The organism is Devosia sp. BK, assembly GCF_032907385.1.
Taxonomy (GTDB): domain Bacteria; phylum Pseudomonadota; class Alphaproteobacteria; order Rhizobiales; family Devosiaceae; genus Devosia.
In genome coordinates, this window is the sequence record NZ_JAIMBX010000001.1 from 1,647,239 (window position 1) to 1,661,418 (window position 14,180).

At 62.0% G+C, this 14,180-nt stretch carries 12 protein-coding genes; 5 read left to right on the forward strand and 7 right to left on the reverse strand.

What is annotated here, in order from left to right; translation table 11 throughout:
• Positions 1–42: 42 nt before the first annotated feature.
• From DevBK_RS08130 to DevBK_RS08150, 5 genes are all read left to right on the forward strand, one after another.
• Positions 43–1,038, forward strand: coding sequence for a BMP family protein (locus tag DevBK_RS08130; protein ID WP_317185079.1), 996 nt, complete (start codon positions 43–45; stop codon positions 1,036–1,038).
• A gap of 121 nt (positions 1,039–1,159) precedes the next feature.
• The gene (locus DevBK_RS08135; protein ID WP_317185080.1) at positions 1,160–2,701 is read left to right on the forward strand and encodes an ABC transporter ATP-binding protein; all 1,542 of its coding nucleotides are present in this window, start codon (positions 1,160–1,162) and stop codon (positions 2,699–2,701) included.
• A complete protein-coding gene (locus DevBK_RS08140) occupies positions 2,698–3,771 on the forward strand; it encodes an ABC transporter permease (protein ID WP_317185081.1) in 1,074 nt (357 codons plus the stop codon). The genes DevBK_RS08135 and DevBK_RS08140 overlap by 4 nt, the downstream gene beginning before the upstream one ends.
• 1 nt (position 3,772) lies before the next feature.
• Positions 3,773–4,720: an ABC transporter permease gene (locus DevBK_RS08145; protein ID WP_317185082.1), complete on the forward strand. Its 948-nt coding sequence runs from the start codon at positions 3,773–3,775 to the stop codon at positions 4,718–4,720.
• Positions 4,721–4,885: 165 nt separating this feature from the next.
• The gene (locus DevBK_RS08150; protein ID WP_317185083.1) at positions 4,886–6,175 is read left to right on the forward strand and encodes an amidohydrolase family protein; all 1,290 of its coding nucleotides are present in this window, start codon (positions 4,886–4,888) and stop codon (positions 6,173–6,175) included.
• Between the two features lie 168 nt (positions 6,176–6,343).
• Here DevBK_RS08150 and DevBK_RS08155 read toward each other — a convergent pair whose 3' ends face one another.
• The 7 genes from DevBK_RS08155 to DevBK_RS08185 all read right to left on the reverse strand — a co-directional run bounded on the left by DevBK_RS08155 (position 6,344) and on the right by DevBK_RS08185 (position 14,130).
• On the reverse strand, positions 6,344–6,562 hold the full coding sequence (locus DevBK_RS08155) for a hypothetical protein (protein ID WP_317185084.1): 219 nt from the start codon (positions 6,560–6,562) through the stop codon (positions 6,344–6,346).
• Positions 6,563–6,632: 70 nt separating this feature from the next.
• Entirely contained in the window at positions 6,633–7,655 is a 1,023-nt protein-coding gene (locus DevBK_RS08160; protein WP_062631034.1) for a sulfate ABC transporter substrate-binding protein, read from the reverse strand.
• A 148-nt stretch (positions 7,656–7,803) separates the two neighbouring features.
• Positions 7,804–9,996 carry a bifunctional diguanylate cyclase/phosphodiesterase gene (locus DevBK_RS08165; RefSeq protein ID WP_317185085.1) on the reverse strand — a complete coding sequence of 731 codons (2,193 nt, stop codon included), beginning with the start codon at positions 9,994–9,996 and terminating at the stop codon, positions 7,804–7,806.
• A 159-nt stretch (positions 9,997–10,155) separates the two neighbouring features.
• Positions 10,156–11,172 (reverse strand): ABC transporter ATP-binding protein, encoded by a 1,017-nt coding sequence (locus DevBK_RS08170; protein WP_317185086.1) that lies wholly within the window; start codon positions 11,170–11,172, stop codon positions 10,156–10,158.
• On the reverse strand, positions 11,154–12,125 hold the full coding sequence (locus DevBK_RS08175) for an ABC transporter ATP-binding protein (RefSeq protein ID WP_317185087.1): 972 nt from the start codon (positions 12,123–12,125) through the stop codon (positions 11,154–11,156). The genes DevBK_RS08170 and DevBK_RS08175 overlap by 19 nt, the downstream gene beginning before the upstream one ends.
• Positions 12,115–13,152, reverse strand: a complete 1,038-nt coding sequence (locus tag DevBK_RS08180; protein WP_244484051.1) for an ABC transporter permease — start codon at positions 13,150–13,152, stop codon at positions 12,115–12,117. The genes DevBK_RS08175 and DevBK_RS08180 overlap by 11 nt, the downstream gene beginning before the upstream one ends.
• Before the next feature lie 3 nt (positions 13,153–13,155).
• Positions 13,156–14,130, reverse strand: a complete 975-nt coding sequence (locus tag DevBK_RS08185; protein WP_317185088.1) for an ABC transporter permease — start codon at positions 14,128–14,130, stop codon at positions 13,156–13,158.
• Positions 14,131–14,180 lie beyond the last annotated feature (50 nt).

Below are 14,180 nucleotides of genomic sequence, written 5' to 3' on the forward strand. Positions count from 1 at the left end.
GCAGCAGGGAAGCCGGATGAAGTTTTCGACACGAGGGATGATATGACAGAGAAATTCGTTGCCGGACGGCGCGTGTTCGTTTCGGTGCTGGCAGCCGGCATGGCGCTGGCGATGAGCGGCGTGAGCTTTGCGCAGGACCTGACCAAGGTCGCGGCGATCTGGACTGTGCCGGTGGAGCAGCAATGGGCGAGCCGGTTGCACAATGCGCTGACCGCGGCCGATGAGCGCGGCGAGATCGAATATGTCTATTCGGAAAATATCTCCAACACCGACTATGAGCGCGTGATGCGCGAATATGCCGAGCAGGGCGTGGGCCTGATCGTCGGCGAGGCCTTCGGTGTCGAGCAGCCGGCGCGCGCCGTGGCTTCGGAATATCCCGAGATTTCGTTCCTGATGGGGTCGAGCCTGCCGCCGGCAGAGCCAAACTTTGCGACCTTTGACAACTTCATCCACGAGCCGAGCTACCTGACGGGTATCGTCGCGGGCATGAAGACCGAGAGCAACAAGATCGGCATGGTGGGTGGCTATGCCATTCCGGAAGTGAACCGGCTGATGAACGCCTTCAAGGCGGGCGCGCTGTCGGTCAATCCGGACGTGACCTTTTCGGTGAGCTTCATCAACTCCTGGTATGATCCGCCGAAGGCCAAGGAAGCCGCTTTCGCCATGGTCGATGCGGGCGCGGATATTCTTTATGCGGAGCGGTTTGGCGTTTCGGATGCGGCCAAGGAACGCGGCATTCTGGCGATCGGCAATGTGATCGATACGGCGGCGGATTACCCGGGCACGATCCTTGCGAGCGCGCTTTGGCATGGTGAGCCGATGATCGATAAGGCCATCGCCGATGTGAAGGCCGGTTCGTTCACCGCGTCGGATTACGGCATTTATGCCTTCATGGAATATGGCGGTTCGAGCGTCGTGATCGACGAGGCGCTGGCTGGGCCGGAAGCGGTTGCGGCGGCCAAGGCCAAGGAAGAAGATATTTTGGCCAAGACGTTTACGGTCGAGATCGACGATAGCGAGCCGACGTCGTCGCAGTGAGTTTTGGGGGTTTTACCCCCACCTAGCCTCCCCCTGGTAGGGGGAGGGATAGCATCGAGTTTTGAGGCGGGCTTGGGCTCGCCTCAGGCTTATCTGGACGCCAATGCGGAGCACCCCGACTATGACTGATGCCCCTGTGCTCCTGTCGCTGCAAAATATCACCAAGCGCTTTGGCGCCTTGACCGCGAATGATGGGATCTCGCTCGATCTGCATCGCGGAGAAATCCTGGCGCTGCTCGGGGAGAATGGGGCGGGCAAGACGACGCTGATGAATATCCTTTTCGGGCACTATGTGCAGGACGAGGGGGATGTGCGGGTTTTGAGCGAGGGTGGGCTGACCGCCCTGCCCCCGGGTTCGCCCGGCGCGGCGCTGAAGGCCGGGATCGGCATGGTGCACCAGCATTTTACGCTGGCGGAAAACCTCTCGGGGCTGGCCAATATCCGGCTTGGTACCGAGCCGCTTTTGTCGTTCGGGCGCGAAGGTGCGGCGCGGGCAAAAGTGCAAAAAATCATTGCCGAGAGTGGGCTTGATGTCGATCTCGATCGGCGCGTGGCCGATCTGACGGTGGGCGAGAAGCAGCGGATCGAGATTTTGAAGGCGCTTTATCGCGATGCGAAAGTGCTCATTCTCGACGAACCGACGGCCGTGCTGACGCCTCAGGAGGCCGATGGGCTGTTTGTCGTCTTAAGGCGGCTGGCGGCCAATGGGCTCGGGGTGATTTTCATCTCGCATAAGCTGGGCGAGGTCTTGGCTGTGTCGCATCGCATTCTGGTGCTGCGCGGCGGCAAGAAGGCGGGTGAGCTGGTGACGGCCAATGCCGATCGGCGGGCGATTGCCGATCTGATGGTGGGCAAGGCCGTGGCGGCGGTGGTGCGGACGCCGGCGAGCCCAGGCGAGGTTTTGTTTGCGCTCGAAAATGTCTCGCTGCATGGGGCCGGTGGCCGATCGCTGAGCGGGGTCGATCTCAAATTACGCGCGGGTGAGGTCGTTGGACTTGCGGGCGTTTCGGGCAATGGGCAATCGGGGATTGCGGCGCTGATTTCGGGGCTGGCGGTGCCAACGAGCGGGACGATGCGCCTCTATGGTGAGACGGTGACGCGAGCCGATCCGCGCGCGCTAGTGGCCAATGGGGTGGCGCGCATGCCGGAGGATCGGCAGCATGATGGCGTGGTGGGCACGATGAGCGTTGCCGACAATATCGCCATCGAAGAGGTGCGCAGCGCTGCTTTTTCCAAAATGGGATTTTTGGACCGAAAAGCGATGCGGGAGCGGGCGACGGCGGCGATTGCGGGCTATGATGTGCGCTGCCAGGGACCAGACGCGGAAGCGCGGCTGCTCTCGGGCGGCAATGTGCAGAAGCTGATCCTCGCGCGCGTGCTTGAACGCGGGCCGCGGGTGATCCTGGCCAACCAGCCGACACGCGGGCTCGATGTCGGCGCGCAGGCGGAGGTGCATCGGCGCATTCTCGCGGCGCGGGATCGTGGTGCGGCGGTGCTGGTGATTTCGGAAGATCTGGACGAGCTTTTTGCGCTCGCCGACCGGTTCGTCGTGGTGCATGCGGGCGAGCTGCACGATGCGGGGCCGAGCGAAGGGCTCGATCGCGGCACGATCGGGTTGATGATGGCGGGGCAGAGCCACGCGCGGGCGGAGATGGCGTCATGACTATTCGGCTTGAACCGCGCGAGGATGCCGGGCTGGGGCTCAAGATGGGGGTGTCGCTGGCGGCGGGCCTCGTGGCACTGCTGCTGGTCGCCATTCCGGTGCTGTTTGCCGGCGGGTCGCCGCTGACGGCCTATGTCCTAATGATCCAGGGGGCGTTCGGCTCGATGTTCGCGTTCAGCGAAACACTGAACCGGGCGACGCCGCTGATCCTGACGGGACTCGCCTGTGCCGTCGCGTTTCGCGCCAAGCTCTGGAATATCGGGGCCGAAGGGCAGCTTTATATCGGTGCGCTGGCGGCAGTGTGCGTCGGCAGCGGGCTCCTGCAATTGCCCCCTGCCCTGATGATCCCGACGGTGATGATCGCCGGATTTTTGGCCGGTGGGCTGATGATGGTGATTCCGACGGTGATCAAGCAGCGGTTTGGGGCCGATGAAGTGGTCATCACGCTGCTGCTCAACTTCGTCGTCATTCTCTTCATCCAAATGCTGGTCGAGGGGCCGCTCAAGGATCCGCTCTCGATGGGCTGGCCGCAATCGGTGCCGCTGATTGCCGAGGCCAAGCTGCCCAAGCTTTTGCCGCGGCTGCGGATGCATTGGGGGCTGATCGTCGGGCTCGTGGCGGCGCTGGTGCTCTGGCTTATGGTGCGCAAGACCGTGCTCGGTTTTGAAATCCGGGCCGTGGGCGAGAACAAGGCGGCGGCGCGGTTTGCCGGCATTCCGGTCGACGCTACAATGCTGAAAGTGGCGCTGATTTCGGGTGGGCTGGCAGGGCTGGCGGGTGTCGGTGAAGTGGCCGGAGTGAAGGGCTATCTCTCGTCGGACCTGTCGCCGGGTTTTGGCTATTCGGGGATTGTCGTCGCCATGCTCGCCAGGCTTTCACCCATCGGAACGGTGATCGCGGCGTTGTTTGTGGCGGCCGTGTTCGTGGGGGCGGATTCGATGAGCCGGGCGACGGGGATTTCGAGCTATATCGCCGATCTCGTTGTGGCGCTGTCGCTGCTATGCGTGCTGGTTGGCAGCTTTTTCCTACGGTTCCGCGTGAAGTGGGAACGCCAGAGCGTGGTGGCCTGAGATGGACGTTTTGTTCGACATTCTGGGCTCGGCCAATTTCTGGGCAGCCGCCATCCGCATCGCGACGCCGCTGATCTTTGGCGTCTTGGGGGCGCTGATCTGCGAGCGCGCCGGGGTGCTCAATCTCGGGATCGAGGGGATTTTTGTGGCCGGGGCCATGGCTGGCTGGCTCGCGGTTTATCTCGGCGCAGGGTTATGGGGCGGCGTGCTGATCGCTGCGCTGGCTGGGGCACTGTTTGGGCTGCTGCATGCATTTCTGACTGTCATCTTGGGGCTGTCGCAGCATGTGTCGGGGATCGGGATTACGCTCTTGGCGACGAGCGTCAGCTATTTCACCTATCGCACTGCCCTGCCCGATGTGAGTTCGCCGCCGCGGATTGCTGCGTTTCAGCCGGTGTCGATCCCTGGGCTTTCGGACCTGCCGTTTATCGGGCCGGCGCTGTTTCAGCAGACGCCTCTTACTTTCTTGGCGCTGGTGTTTGTCGCGCTGGTAGCACTCGTGCTGTATCGGACGCCGCTGGGGCTCGCCATTCGGGCGGTTGGGGACAATCCGGCTTCGGTCGAGGCGCAGGGGTTTTCGGTGGTCGGGTTGCGGGTTGGTGCCGTGGTTGTCGGGTCGGCGCTGATGGCGCTGGGCGGGGCATTTCTCACCATGTCGGCGTTCGATGCCTTCTTCTTCGGCATGGTCAATGGGCGCGGATGGATCTGCATTGCGCTCGTGGTGTTTGCGTCCTGGCAGCCGGGCAAGGCGCTGTTGGGGGCTCTGCTGTTTGGCGCGTTCGATGCGTTCCAGATCAGGTTGCAGGCGCAGATTGGGCAAGTGGTGCCGGGTCAGGTGTTCCTGATGATGCCGTATTTGCTCTCGATCGTGGCGCTGATCCTGGTGGCTCGGCGGGCGGACTATCCGCGAGCGCTCTTGCAGCCTTGGACCAAGGGGCAGCGCCATTAGGGCTAGGGGCGCTCGCTTGAGTTGGCGACTGCCCATTGACTGTCATCCCGGCCCTGAGCCGGGATCCACCTCAGATCTCAGGATGGGCCCCGGCCTACGCCGGGGTGACAATAGAATTTTTGGAGGCGCTTGAGCACAACCTCCGCACGCGACAAGGACCAAAAAATGTTCGAGCTGAAGATCACCAATGCGACGCTGACGGATGGGCGGAAGGGTGTCGATATCGGCGTTAGGAATGGACGGATCGCGGCGATCGAGGCCAATTTGGGCGGTGAGGCTGGCGAGGTGATCGATGCGGATGGGCAATTGGTGTCGCCGCCGTTTGTCGATTGCCATTTTCATATGGATGCGACGCTGTCGCTGGGACAGCCGCGGTTCAATGAGAGCGGGCGGCTGCTTGAGGGCATTCAGATCTGGGGCGAGTTGAAGCCGCTGCTGACGCATGAAGCTGTGGTCGAGCGGGCGCTGGCTTATTGCGATCTGGCGGCGGCGCAGGGGCTGCTGGCGATCCGCACGCATGTCGATATTTGCGATGATCGGCTGCTGGGCGTCGAGGCGCTGCTCGAGGTCAAGAAGCGGGTAGCGCCCTATATCGATCTGCAGCTCGTGGCGTTTCCGCAGGATGGGTATTATCGCTCGCCCGGCGCGGTGGCATTGCTCGACCGGGCGCTCGATCTGGGCGTCGATGTGGTCGGTGGCATTCCGCATTTCGAGCGGACCATGGCGGACGGCGCGGCGAGCGTTACGGCCCTCTGCGAGATTGCCGAGAAGCGCGGGCTGCTGGTCGATTTGCACTGCGACGAGACGGACGATCCGCTGAGCCGCCATATCGAGACGCTGACCTATGAGACACAGCGGCTAGGGCTGCAGGGGCGGGTAAATGGCTCGCACCTGACCTCGATGCATTCGATGGACAATTATTATGTCTCGAAGCTTCTGCCGCTGATGGCGGAGGCGGATGTTTCGGCGACGGCGAACCCCAATATCAATATCGGTATCCAGGGGCGGCACGACACTTATCCCAAGCGCCGCGGAATGACGCGGATTCCGGAAATGCTGACCTATGGGATCACCTGCGCCTTTGGGCAGGATTGCATGATGGACCCCTGGTATTCGCTCGGACAGGCAGACATGCTCGATGTTGCCTCTATGGGGCTGCATGTGGCGCAGATGACGAGCCGCGAGGCGATGCGGCAGTGTTTCGACGCGGTAACGACCGGACCGGCGAAAGTCATGCATCTCGAAGGCTATGGCGTCGAGGTGGGCAAGAAGGCCGATATGGTACTACTGCAGGCAACGGACACGATCGAAGCCATTCGGCTGCGGGCGACACGGATGGCGGTGATAAAGGGCGGGCGGGTGATCGCGCGGACGGCGCCGCGGCAGACGGCTCTTGCGCTGCCCGATCGGCCGACGCGGCTTGATCCGGCGCGCGTGGGGCCGAGCGCGAATTAAGCGGATTTAACCCCGGCAGAAAAAAGTTTGGATGTGGCGAAGTTTTTTCGGAACCATGCTGCGGGACGGGCGTTTGCTGAATGCACAGAACCTGTCCCCGGCTCGTGTATAAAGGCCTCGATCGTTCGCCCGATCGGGGCCTTTCGTTTTGGGTGTGATGCCGATGGCCTAGTGGATAGGCTCAGGCGTTTTGCTCGACGGGATTTCACCGGGCTCTGGGGCTTTGCCGGCGAGGTAGCAGGCTTCGACTTCGGCGCGGCTAAGGGGAACGAGGCCCCAAGCGAGTTCGGGACCGGCGCTGCCGAAGAAATTGGCCTTAGCCGGAGCCTCATCGACTGCGCGGCGCTTGAAGCGGCCGGGATCGAAAATTCCAAAGAAGTTTACCATGTCGTCCTCCATAGGGTTCTAGGGCTGAAAACAGGTGCGGCCGGCTTTGGGGCCGGCCGCTGGAGCAATGTTACTGGGTTGGGCCAGTGTAGATCTGGTCGAAGACGCCGCCGTCACCGAAGTATTTTGGCTGGGCTTCGCGCCAGCCGCCGAAATCGGCGATGGTCACGAGGTTGACGTCGCCGAAGCGGGCGATGTCTTCGGCGGCTGCCGCTTCCGGGCGGAAGGGGCGGTAGTAGTGCTTGGCAGCGATCGCCTGGCCCTCATCGGAATAGAGATATTCAAGATAGGCTTGGGCGAGATCGGTATTGCCCTTCTTCTCGGCATTGCCGGGGACAAGCGCGACCGGAGGTTCGGCGAGGATCGAGACCGAGGGGGTCACGATGTCGAAAGCGTCGGGGCCCAGTTCTTCTAGGGCGAGGTAGGCTTCGTTTTCCCAGGCGAGGAGAACGTCGCCGATGCCGCGCTGGACGAAAGTGGTCGTCGCGCCACGGGCGCCGGTATCGAGCACGGGGACGTGCTTGAAGAGGTTGGTCACATATTCCTGCGCCTTGGCGTCATCGCCACCATTGGCCTGACGGGCCCAAGCCCAGGCGGCGAGGAAATTCCAGCGGGCGCCGCCCGAGGTTTTGGGGTTTGGAGTGATGACTTCGACGCCATCACCGACGAGATCGCCCCAGTCCTTGATGTTCTTCGGATTGCCCTTGCGGACGAGGAAGACGATGGTCGAGGTATAGGGCGCGTTGTTGTTTTCGAGCGTGCCGCGCCAATCTTCTGGGATCAGGCCGGCATCGGCGATGGCGTTGATGTCGCTTTCAAGCGCGAGGGTGACGACGTCGGCTTCGAGCCCATCGATAACGGTGCGGGCCTGGGAGCCGGAGCCGCCATGGGTCACCTGCACGGCGACGGTCTCGCCCTTGGTTTCCTGCCAGTGCTTGATGAAGGCTTCGTTGTAATCGCGATAGAGTTCGCGGGTGGGGTCATAGGACACGTTGATCAACGTGCGGTCCTGCGCCTGGACGGTCGCGGCAAAGCCGAGGACCAAAGAGGCCGCTAGGGCGGTATAGGCAAAAAGCCTGGCAGTTCGGTTCATCGAAGGCTCCCTCATGAGACTGAATAAACCCTATCAACTCGGTAGTGATTGGGAAGGCGCGGGCTTGCTGGGGAGCTTAACGAATTAGAAAATATTTCTGACGGCGGATGCCATCGCGCAAGGAAGCGCAAATCTATGCTGGCGAGGGTCAGGCGATGAGGTGCGTGGGGCGCTGGCTTTGGCCGGCCTCGGTTGTCAGGAGATCGGTCATCGCTTCTGGCGTCAGCGGGCGGGAATAGAGATAGCCCTGGAGATAGGTGCAGCCCATTTCGGTCATGGCGTCGCTCTGGAGCGTGTCCTCGACGCCTTCGGCCGTGACCTTCATGCCGAGCGCTGACGCCGTGCCGACGATGAGACGGACGATGTGGCCGATGGCGGGCTCGGCATCGATGCGTTGAACATAGGACTTGTCGATCTTGAGCTTATCGACGGCATAGCTGCGCAAATAGCTGATGGACGCATAGCCGGTGCCAAAATCGTCGAGGGCGACGCTGATACCGGCGCTGCGGAGCTCGCCGAGCGCAGCCTGCACTTCCTCGGAATTTTGAAGCAAAGTGCCTTCGGTGATTTCGACTTCGAGGCGTTCCGGCGGGAGGCCTTCTTCGGCAAGGACCGCGAGGATGGTGGCGGGGAGCTTGGGATTGCGGAACTGGATGGGCGAGAAGTTGACCGCGACCTGCGGCAGGCCAGCCTCGAGCGCAAAACGGCAGGCGTGGCGAAGCACCCACTCACCCAACTGATCGATGATGCCGGTTTCCTCGGCAAGGGCGATGAACGCATCGGGAGTAAGGCGACCGTGGCGGGGATTATCCCAACGCACCAAGGCCTCGGCGCCTGCGATGGTCTTGCTCTTCGCGTCGTAGACGGGCTGGTAGGCGAGGTGCAGGCCTTCATTGGTGATGAGCGCGTTGCGCAACTCGACCTCGAGGGCGCGGCGTTCGCGGCGGGTCCGGTCCATTTCCTCGTTATAGAGCGAGAAGCCGTCGCGGCCATCCTGCTTGGTGACGTAGAGAGCCACGTCGGCGCGGCGGAGCATTTCCTCGCCGCTCATTTCCTCGGCCTTTTCGAGCGCAGCACCGATGCTGAGCGTGATGGTGATGCGTTCGTTGCCGAGGACGATCGGGCTTTTGGTGCACTGGACGAGGCGCTGGCAGATCCAGCGGGCCTGGCCCTCGCTGATGATGCCGGGATGGATCACGGCGAATTCGTCGCCGCCGAGACGGGCGACGGTCGCGTCTTCCGGCATCTCGAGAGTCAAGCGGCGGGAGACTTCTTTCAGAATGATGTCGCCGGCAGCATGACCGAGCGTATCGTTGATCGATTTGAAATGATCGACGTCGACCGAGATGAGCAGCACCTTGGTCTCGGCGAGGAACTGATATTCCTTGGCCTCTCGCAGGCGGCGCTCGAACAGGGCGCGATTGGCGGTACCGGTCAGGGTGTCGTGGAGCGAGAGATAGGTGGCTTGGGCGCGGCTGGCTTCGAGAACCAGGGTCGTTTTGTAGAGCCAGAGCAGAATGGCAATGAACATGCCGGCGCAGAAAGCAGCAAGCGTGATGAGCGCGGGGGCGGTTTCGCGCAGCAGGGCCTGGGCTGGCCGCGACGGCGTCCAGGTTAGGTTGGCGACTGTCTTGCCGCTCGAATCCCGCAGGACGATCAGAGGGCTCGATGTCGGATCGGTGGTGCGATGGAGGTTGGCGACCTTGAGATCGGTGCCGAGCTTTTTGATGACAGCCTGATCGATCAGTTTGATCGAGACGAGAAGCAGTGAACTGCCCGGCTCGCTGCTCGGCCGATCGATAGGGCGAATACTGATAAAACCCTGGTCGCCATTGGAGAAGCCAACGGTCTCAAGGGCGGTCAGGCCAGTGGCATTGCCGCGCATCAGGCTCGGATCGTCGAACTGCATGCGGGCCAATTTGAGCCGCAGCTCATCGATGATGGGCTTGAGGACGAAGGCGTCCGACATGAGAAGCGTGCGGCCCGCGAAGTGACCATCGACGGAGGCGCGCAGAATGCGGCCGCGGGGACCGATGATGTAAGCGCGATTGTGGCCGGCGACGGTCGTCAGGCGCCGATCGATATATCCATTGCCGTCAAAGCCGATATCGCCATCAACGATAATTGCGGTGTTCTGATCTGTCGCAAGCTGGGTCCGGATCTGAAAGATGCCGGTTTCAATCGCCGTGCGTTCTTCGTTGAGCCAGCGGCCATCGATGCTCTGGACGGCCCACCAGCCTGCGACCATGGCGACGGCGGCCATGCACAAGGCGAGAATGGCCGATGTCCACACGATCTGTGCGGACGCGCCCCGATCAACGAAGGAAGATGAAACCGCCATGTTGCTGCCTCTGATCAGAGAGGTTGTAGGGCCACGCAAATGAGGAATTGGTTTAATTCGGAGAGAAAGAATGCAAAGCGCAGAGTTATTTGATCAAGAAAGTTGTCTCGGCGCTTTGCATCTGTTGCGCAAGTTAAGGCTGAACCTTAACCCACATCACTAGAGATGATGGCACCGTGCGATGTGGCCCGGGCCGACCGCGACGGGCGCCGGCATGTTCTCCTTGCAGATTGAAGTGGCGCGCGGACAGCGCGACACGAAGGGACAGCCGCGGCTATCGCGGGTCCACAAAGGGATATCAGCAGCGCGGCGCTTGTTTCCTGTCGTGACCTTTCGCATCGGGTTGGGCACGGATTCGATGAGGAGCTGTGTGTAAGGATGCGAGGGGTTGTCGGTGATCGATGTGCTGGGCCCCTGCTCCACCACATGCCCGGCATACATGACGGCGGCGTCTTCGGCGAAGTAACGCGCCGTGGCAATGTCGTGCGTGATGTAGAGCGCGGCGAGATTGCGCTCTCGTTTCAAGTCTTCGAGCAGATTGAGAATGCCGAGACGCACCGAGACGTCGAGCATGGAGGTGGGTTCGTCGGCGAGGAGGACTTGCGGGCGAACGGAAAGCGCGCGGGCGATGGCGACGCGCTGACGCTGCCCGCCGGAGAGTTCGTGGGGACGGCGGGTCAGATAATCAGCAGCGGGACGGAGACCGACGCCTTCGAGGAGGTGGAGCATTTCAGCCTTGATCGCCGCCTTGCCCCTGAGATCGGGACGATGGAGGCGCAGGGGACGTTCGAGGTGGTAGCCGATGCTTTGGGTGGGGTTGAGCGAGCCGAAGGGGTCCTGGAAAACCATCTGCACCTGCGAGCGATATTGCTGCATGCGGTCGCCGTGGAAGCTGGTGATGTCCTCGCCGTGGAAGCGAATGGAGCCGTTGGTGGGTTCATAGACGCGGGCAAGCATGCGGGCGCAGGTGGATTTGCCGGAGCCGGATTCGCCGACCAACGCCAAGGCGCGGCCGCGGGTGAGACGGAGCGAGACGCCGGAGAGCGCTTTCAAAAATGTCTGGTTGAGGAAGGCGCCACCGAGGACGAATTCTTTATCGACATTGTCCATCTCGATGATGGCGGGCTCGGCGAGAGCGGATGTCGGGCTAGCCGTTTCTAGTTCAGCAAGTGACATGCAGCCTGGCTCCTGTGCTCGGGGTAGAGACGCAGTTCGGGATTTTCAACACGGCAAATGTCCATGGCGTGCGGGCAGCGCGGCGCGAAACGGCAGCCTTGCGGCAAGGAGCGCAAATCCGGTGGAGAGCCTGGAATGCCTTCCATACGGAGACGCGGGCCAGTCAACGGCGGGAAGCTATTGCCCAAGGCGCGGGTATAGGGATGAAGCGCATTGGTGAGAATGGCTTCGGATGGCGCAACTTCGACCAGCTCGCCCGAATACATGATGCCGATGCGATCGCAGAATTCGATCATCAAGCCGAGATCATGGGTGATGAAGAGCACCGAAAAGCCGAGCTTGGCTTTGAGGTCGACGATCTGCTCAATGATGTCGCGCTGGACGACGACATCGAGCGCCGTGGTCGGCTCATCCATGATGATAAGGCGCGGATTGAGCGCCAAGGCAATGGCGATGCAGATGCGCTGGCGCATGCCTCCGGAGAACTGATGGGAAAAATCGTCGAGGCGGGCCGGCGGAATGCCGACGAGTTCGAAGAGTTCTTCGGCGCGGGCCCGGGCGCCATCGGCGCCGAGGGCGGGATTGTGGGTTTCGATGACGTCGGTGATCTGCTCGGCGACGGGAATGACGGGATTGAGCGCATTCATCGCCGATTGAAAGACGAAGCTGACCTCGTTCCAGCGGTAGGCTTTGAGCCGTGCCTTATCGAATTTGAGGACGTTTTCGCCGTTTAAGCGGACTTCGCCGCCGGAGACGAGACCGGGGAGACGGGTTAGACGCGCCAGGGCGAAGGCGACGGTGGATTTGCCGCAGCCGCTTTCGCCGGCGAGACCAAAGGCCTCGCCCTCGCGGATATCGAAGTCGATGCCATTGACGGCGCGGGCGATGGAATGTTCGCCGACATAATCGACGGTGAGGTTTCGCACCTCGAGCAAAGCACGATCAGAAGACATCGGCGCTTCTCCCCCGGCTGCGCAGGAACCGCTTGATGCGGCCTATGCCGCGCGAGGCCTTGAGCTGCGGATTGGTGATTTCGTCTACGGCAAAATTGATCATCACAAGCGCGGCGCCCGTGAGCATGATGGCAACGGCAGGTGGCCAGATCTCCCACCAGGCGCCGGTCTGGAGCGCCATGTTGTTTTGGGCCCAATAGAGCATGGTGCCCCAGGTGACGGCATTGGGATCGCCGAGACCGATGAAGCTCAGGGCGGCTTCGGCCAGGATGGCCGAAATGGTGCCGAGCACGAGCCCGCCCATGAAGAAGCTCAGCATATTGGGGAAGATTTCCTTGAAGATGATCCGCCACTTTTTCTCACCCATGAGTTCGGCGGAGAGCACGAATTCGCGGGTGCGCAGCGAGAGGGTCTGCGTGCGGATGGTGCGGGCGGGCCAGCCCCAGCCTGTGAGGGCGAGGACAATGCCGATGACAAGGGGCCCTGCACTATCCACGAGACTGGCTATGACGATGATGAGGGGGAGGCCGGGGAGGACCAGCACGACATTGACGAAGAAGGTGAGGATGTCGTCGACGCGGCCGCCGAAATAGCCGGCGGAAATGCCGATGGCGAGACCAATGACCGCGGCGGCGATGCCGGCACCGAAGCCGACGGCGAGGCTGATGCGGCCGCCATAGGCAACCTGGGTATATACGTCCTTGCCCATACGGGTGGTGCCGAGGACGTGCTCATAGCCTGGCGCGACATGGGGTTTGCCGGCGCGGCGGTGCGGATTGTACTCGCTGAACATGGGCGCGAGGATCGAGAACAGGATCATGGCGAGGAGAATGATGACGCCAGCCATGCCCTTCTTGTTGGTAACGAAGGCGGCGACCGAGGGCGAGAGGCGGCTGGTCCAGCCTGGCTTTTGCTTGATGCGGAGTTCGCGCATCAGTTCGACCTGGCTGGGGGCGACGCTGGCAAGCGCGGCGTCGTCGAGGCGATCGAGCAAGGAACTGGAGGCGGTTTGGGTAATGTCGGCCATGGGTCAGCCCTTTCTCAAGCGCGGATCGAGAACGACGTTGGCGATGTCGGAGAGGAAATTGGCGACCAGCACCGACATGGTGAGCAGCAGCAACTGGGCCTGGATGAAGGAATAGTCGCGGCTCTCGATGGCGGTGACGGTAAACTTGCCAAGGCCGGGGTAATTGAACACCTGTTCGGTGACGAGGGCGCCGCCGAGGAGGAAGCCGACCGAGAGAGCCAATGATGTGATCTGCGGCAGGATGGCGTTGCGGGCGACGTAGCGATAGCGGACGCGGCGATCGCTCAGGCCCTTGGCGCGGGCGAGAATGACAAAATCCTCGTTGAGGAGATTGATCATCACGTTGCGCATGCCGAGGTGCCAGCCGCCGAAGCTGACGATGAGGATGGAAAGAACCGGCAAGGTCGCGTGATAGAGGACGTTGCCGATGAACTCGAAACTCCAATTGGGCGAAAGGCCGGTCGAGTGGGCGCGGCCGAGGGGAAACCACTGGAGCTGAAGCGAGAAGGCGTAAAAGAGGAGGAGCGCGACGACGGCGGGCGTGAAGGCATTGAGCATCACGTTGATTGGCGTGAAGACGCTGTCGAAGAAGCCACTGCGATTCCAGGCGGCGTGAATGCCCATCATGGTGCCGATGAGGAAGGCAAAGGTGATGGCAATGCCGACGAGGACGAGAGTCCAGGTGGCGCCGTAGAAGAGGAGCGACGAGGTCGGCTCGGGAAACTGGACGGTCGAGATGCCGAAATCCATGCGCATGACCTGGCCGAAATAGCCGAGATATTGCTCCCACATGGAGCCCGTCGTGCCATAGGAGGCGCGGATGGCTTCGATCTGCGCTTCATTGAGGCGACCCTGGAACGAGGCGATGATGCGCGCCGAAGGGTCGCCCGGCATGATGCGCGGGATGAAGAAATTGAGCGTCACCGCCACAAAGAACGCGGCCAGGTAAAAGGCGACGCGCCGCAAGATGTAAAGCATCTGTCCAATCCTCGAAGGAGCCGGGCGGGACCGGGAGTGAATCCCGCCTC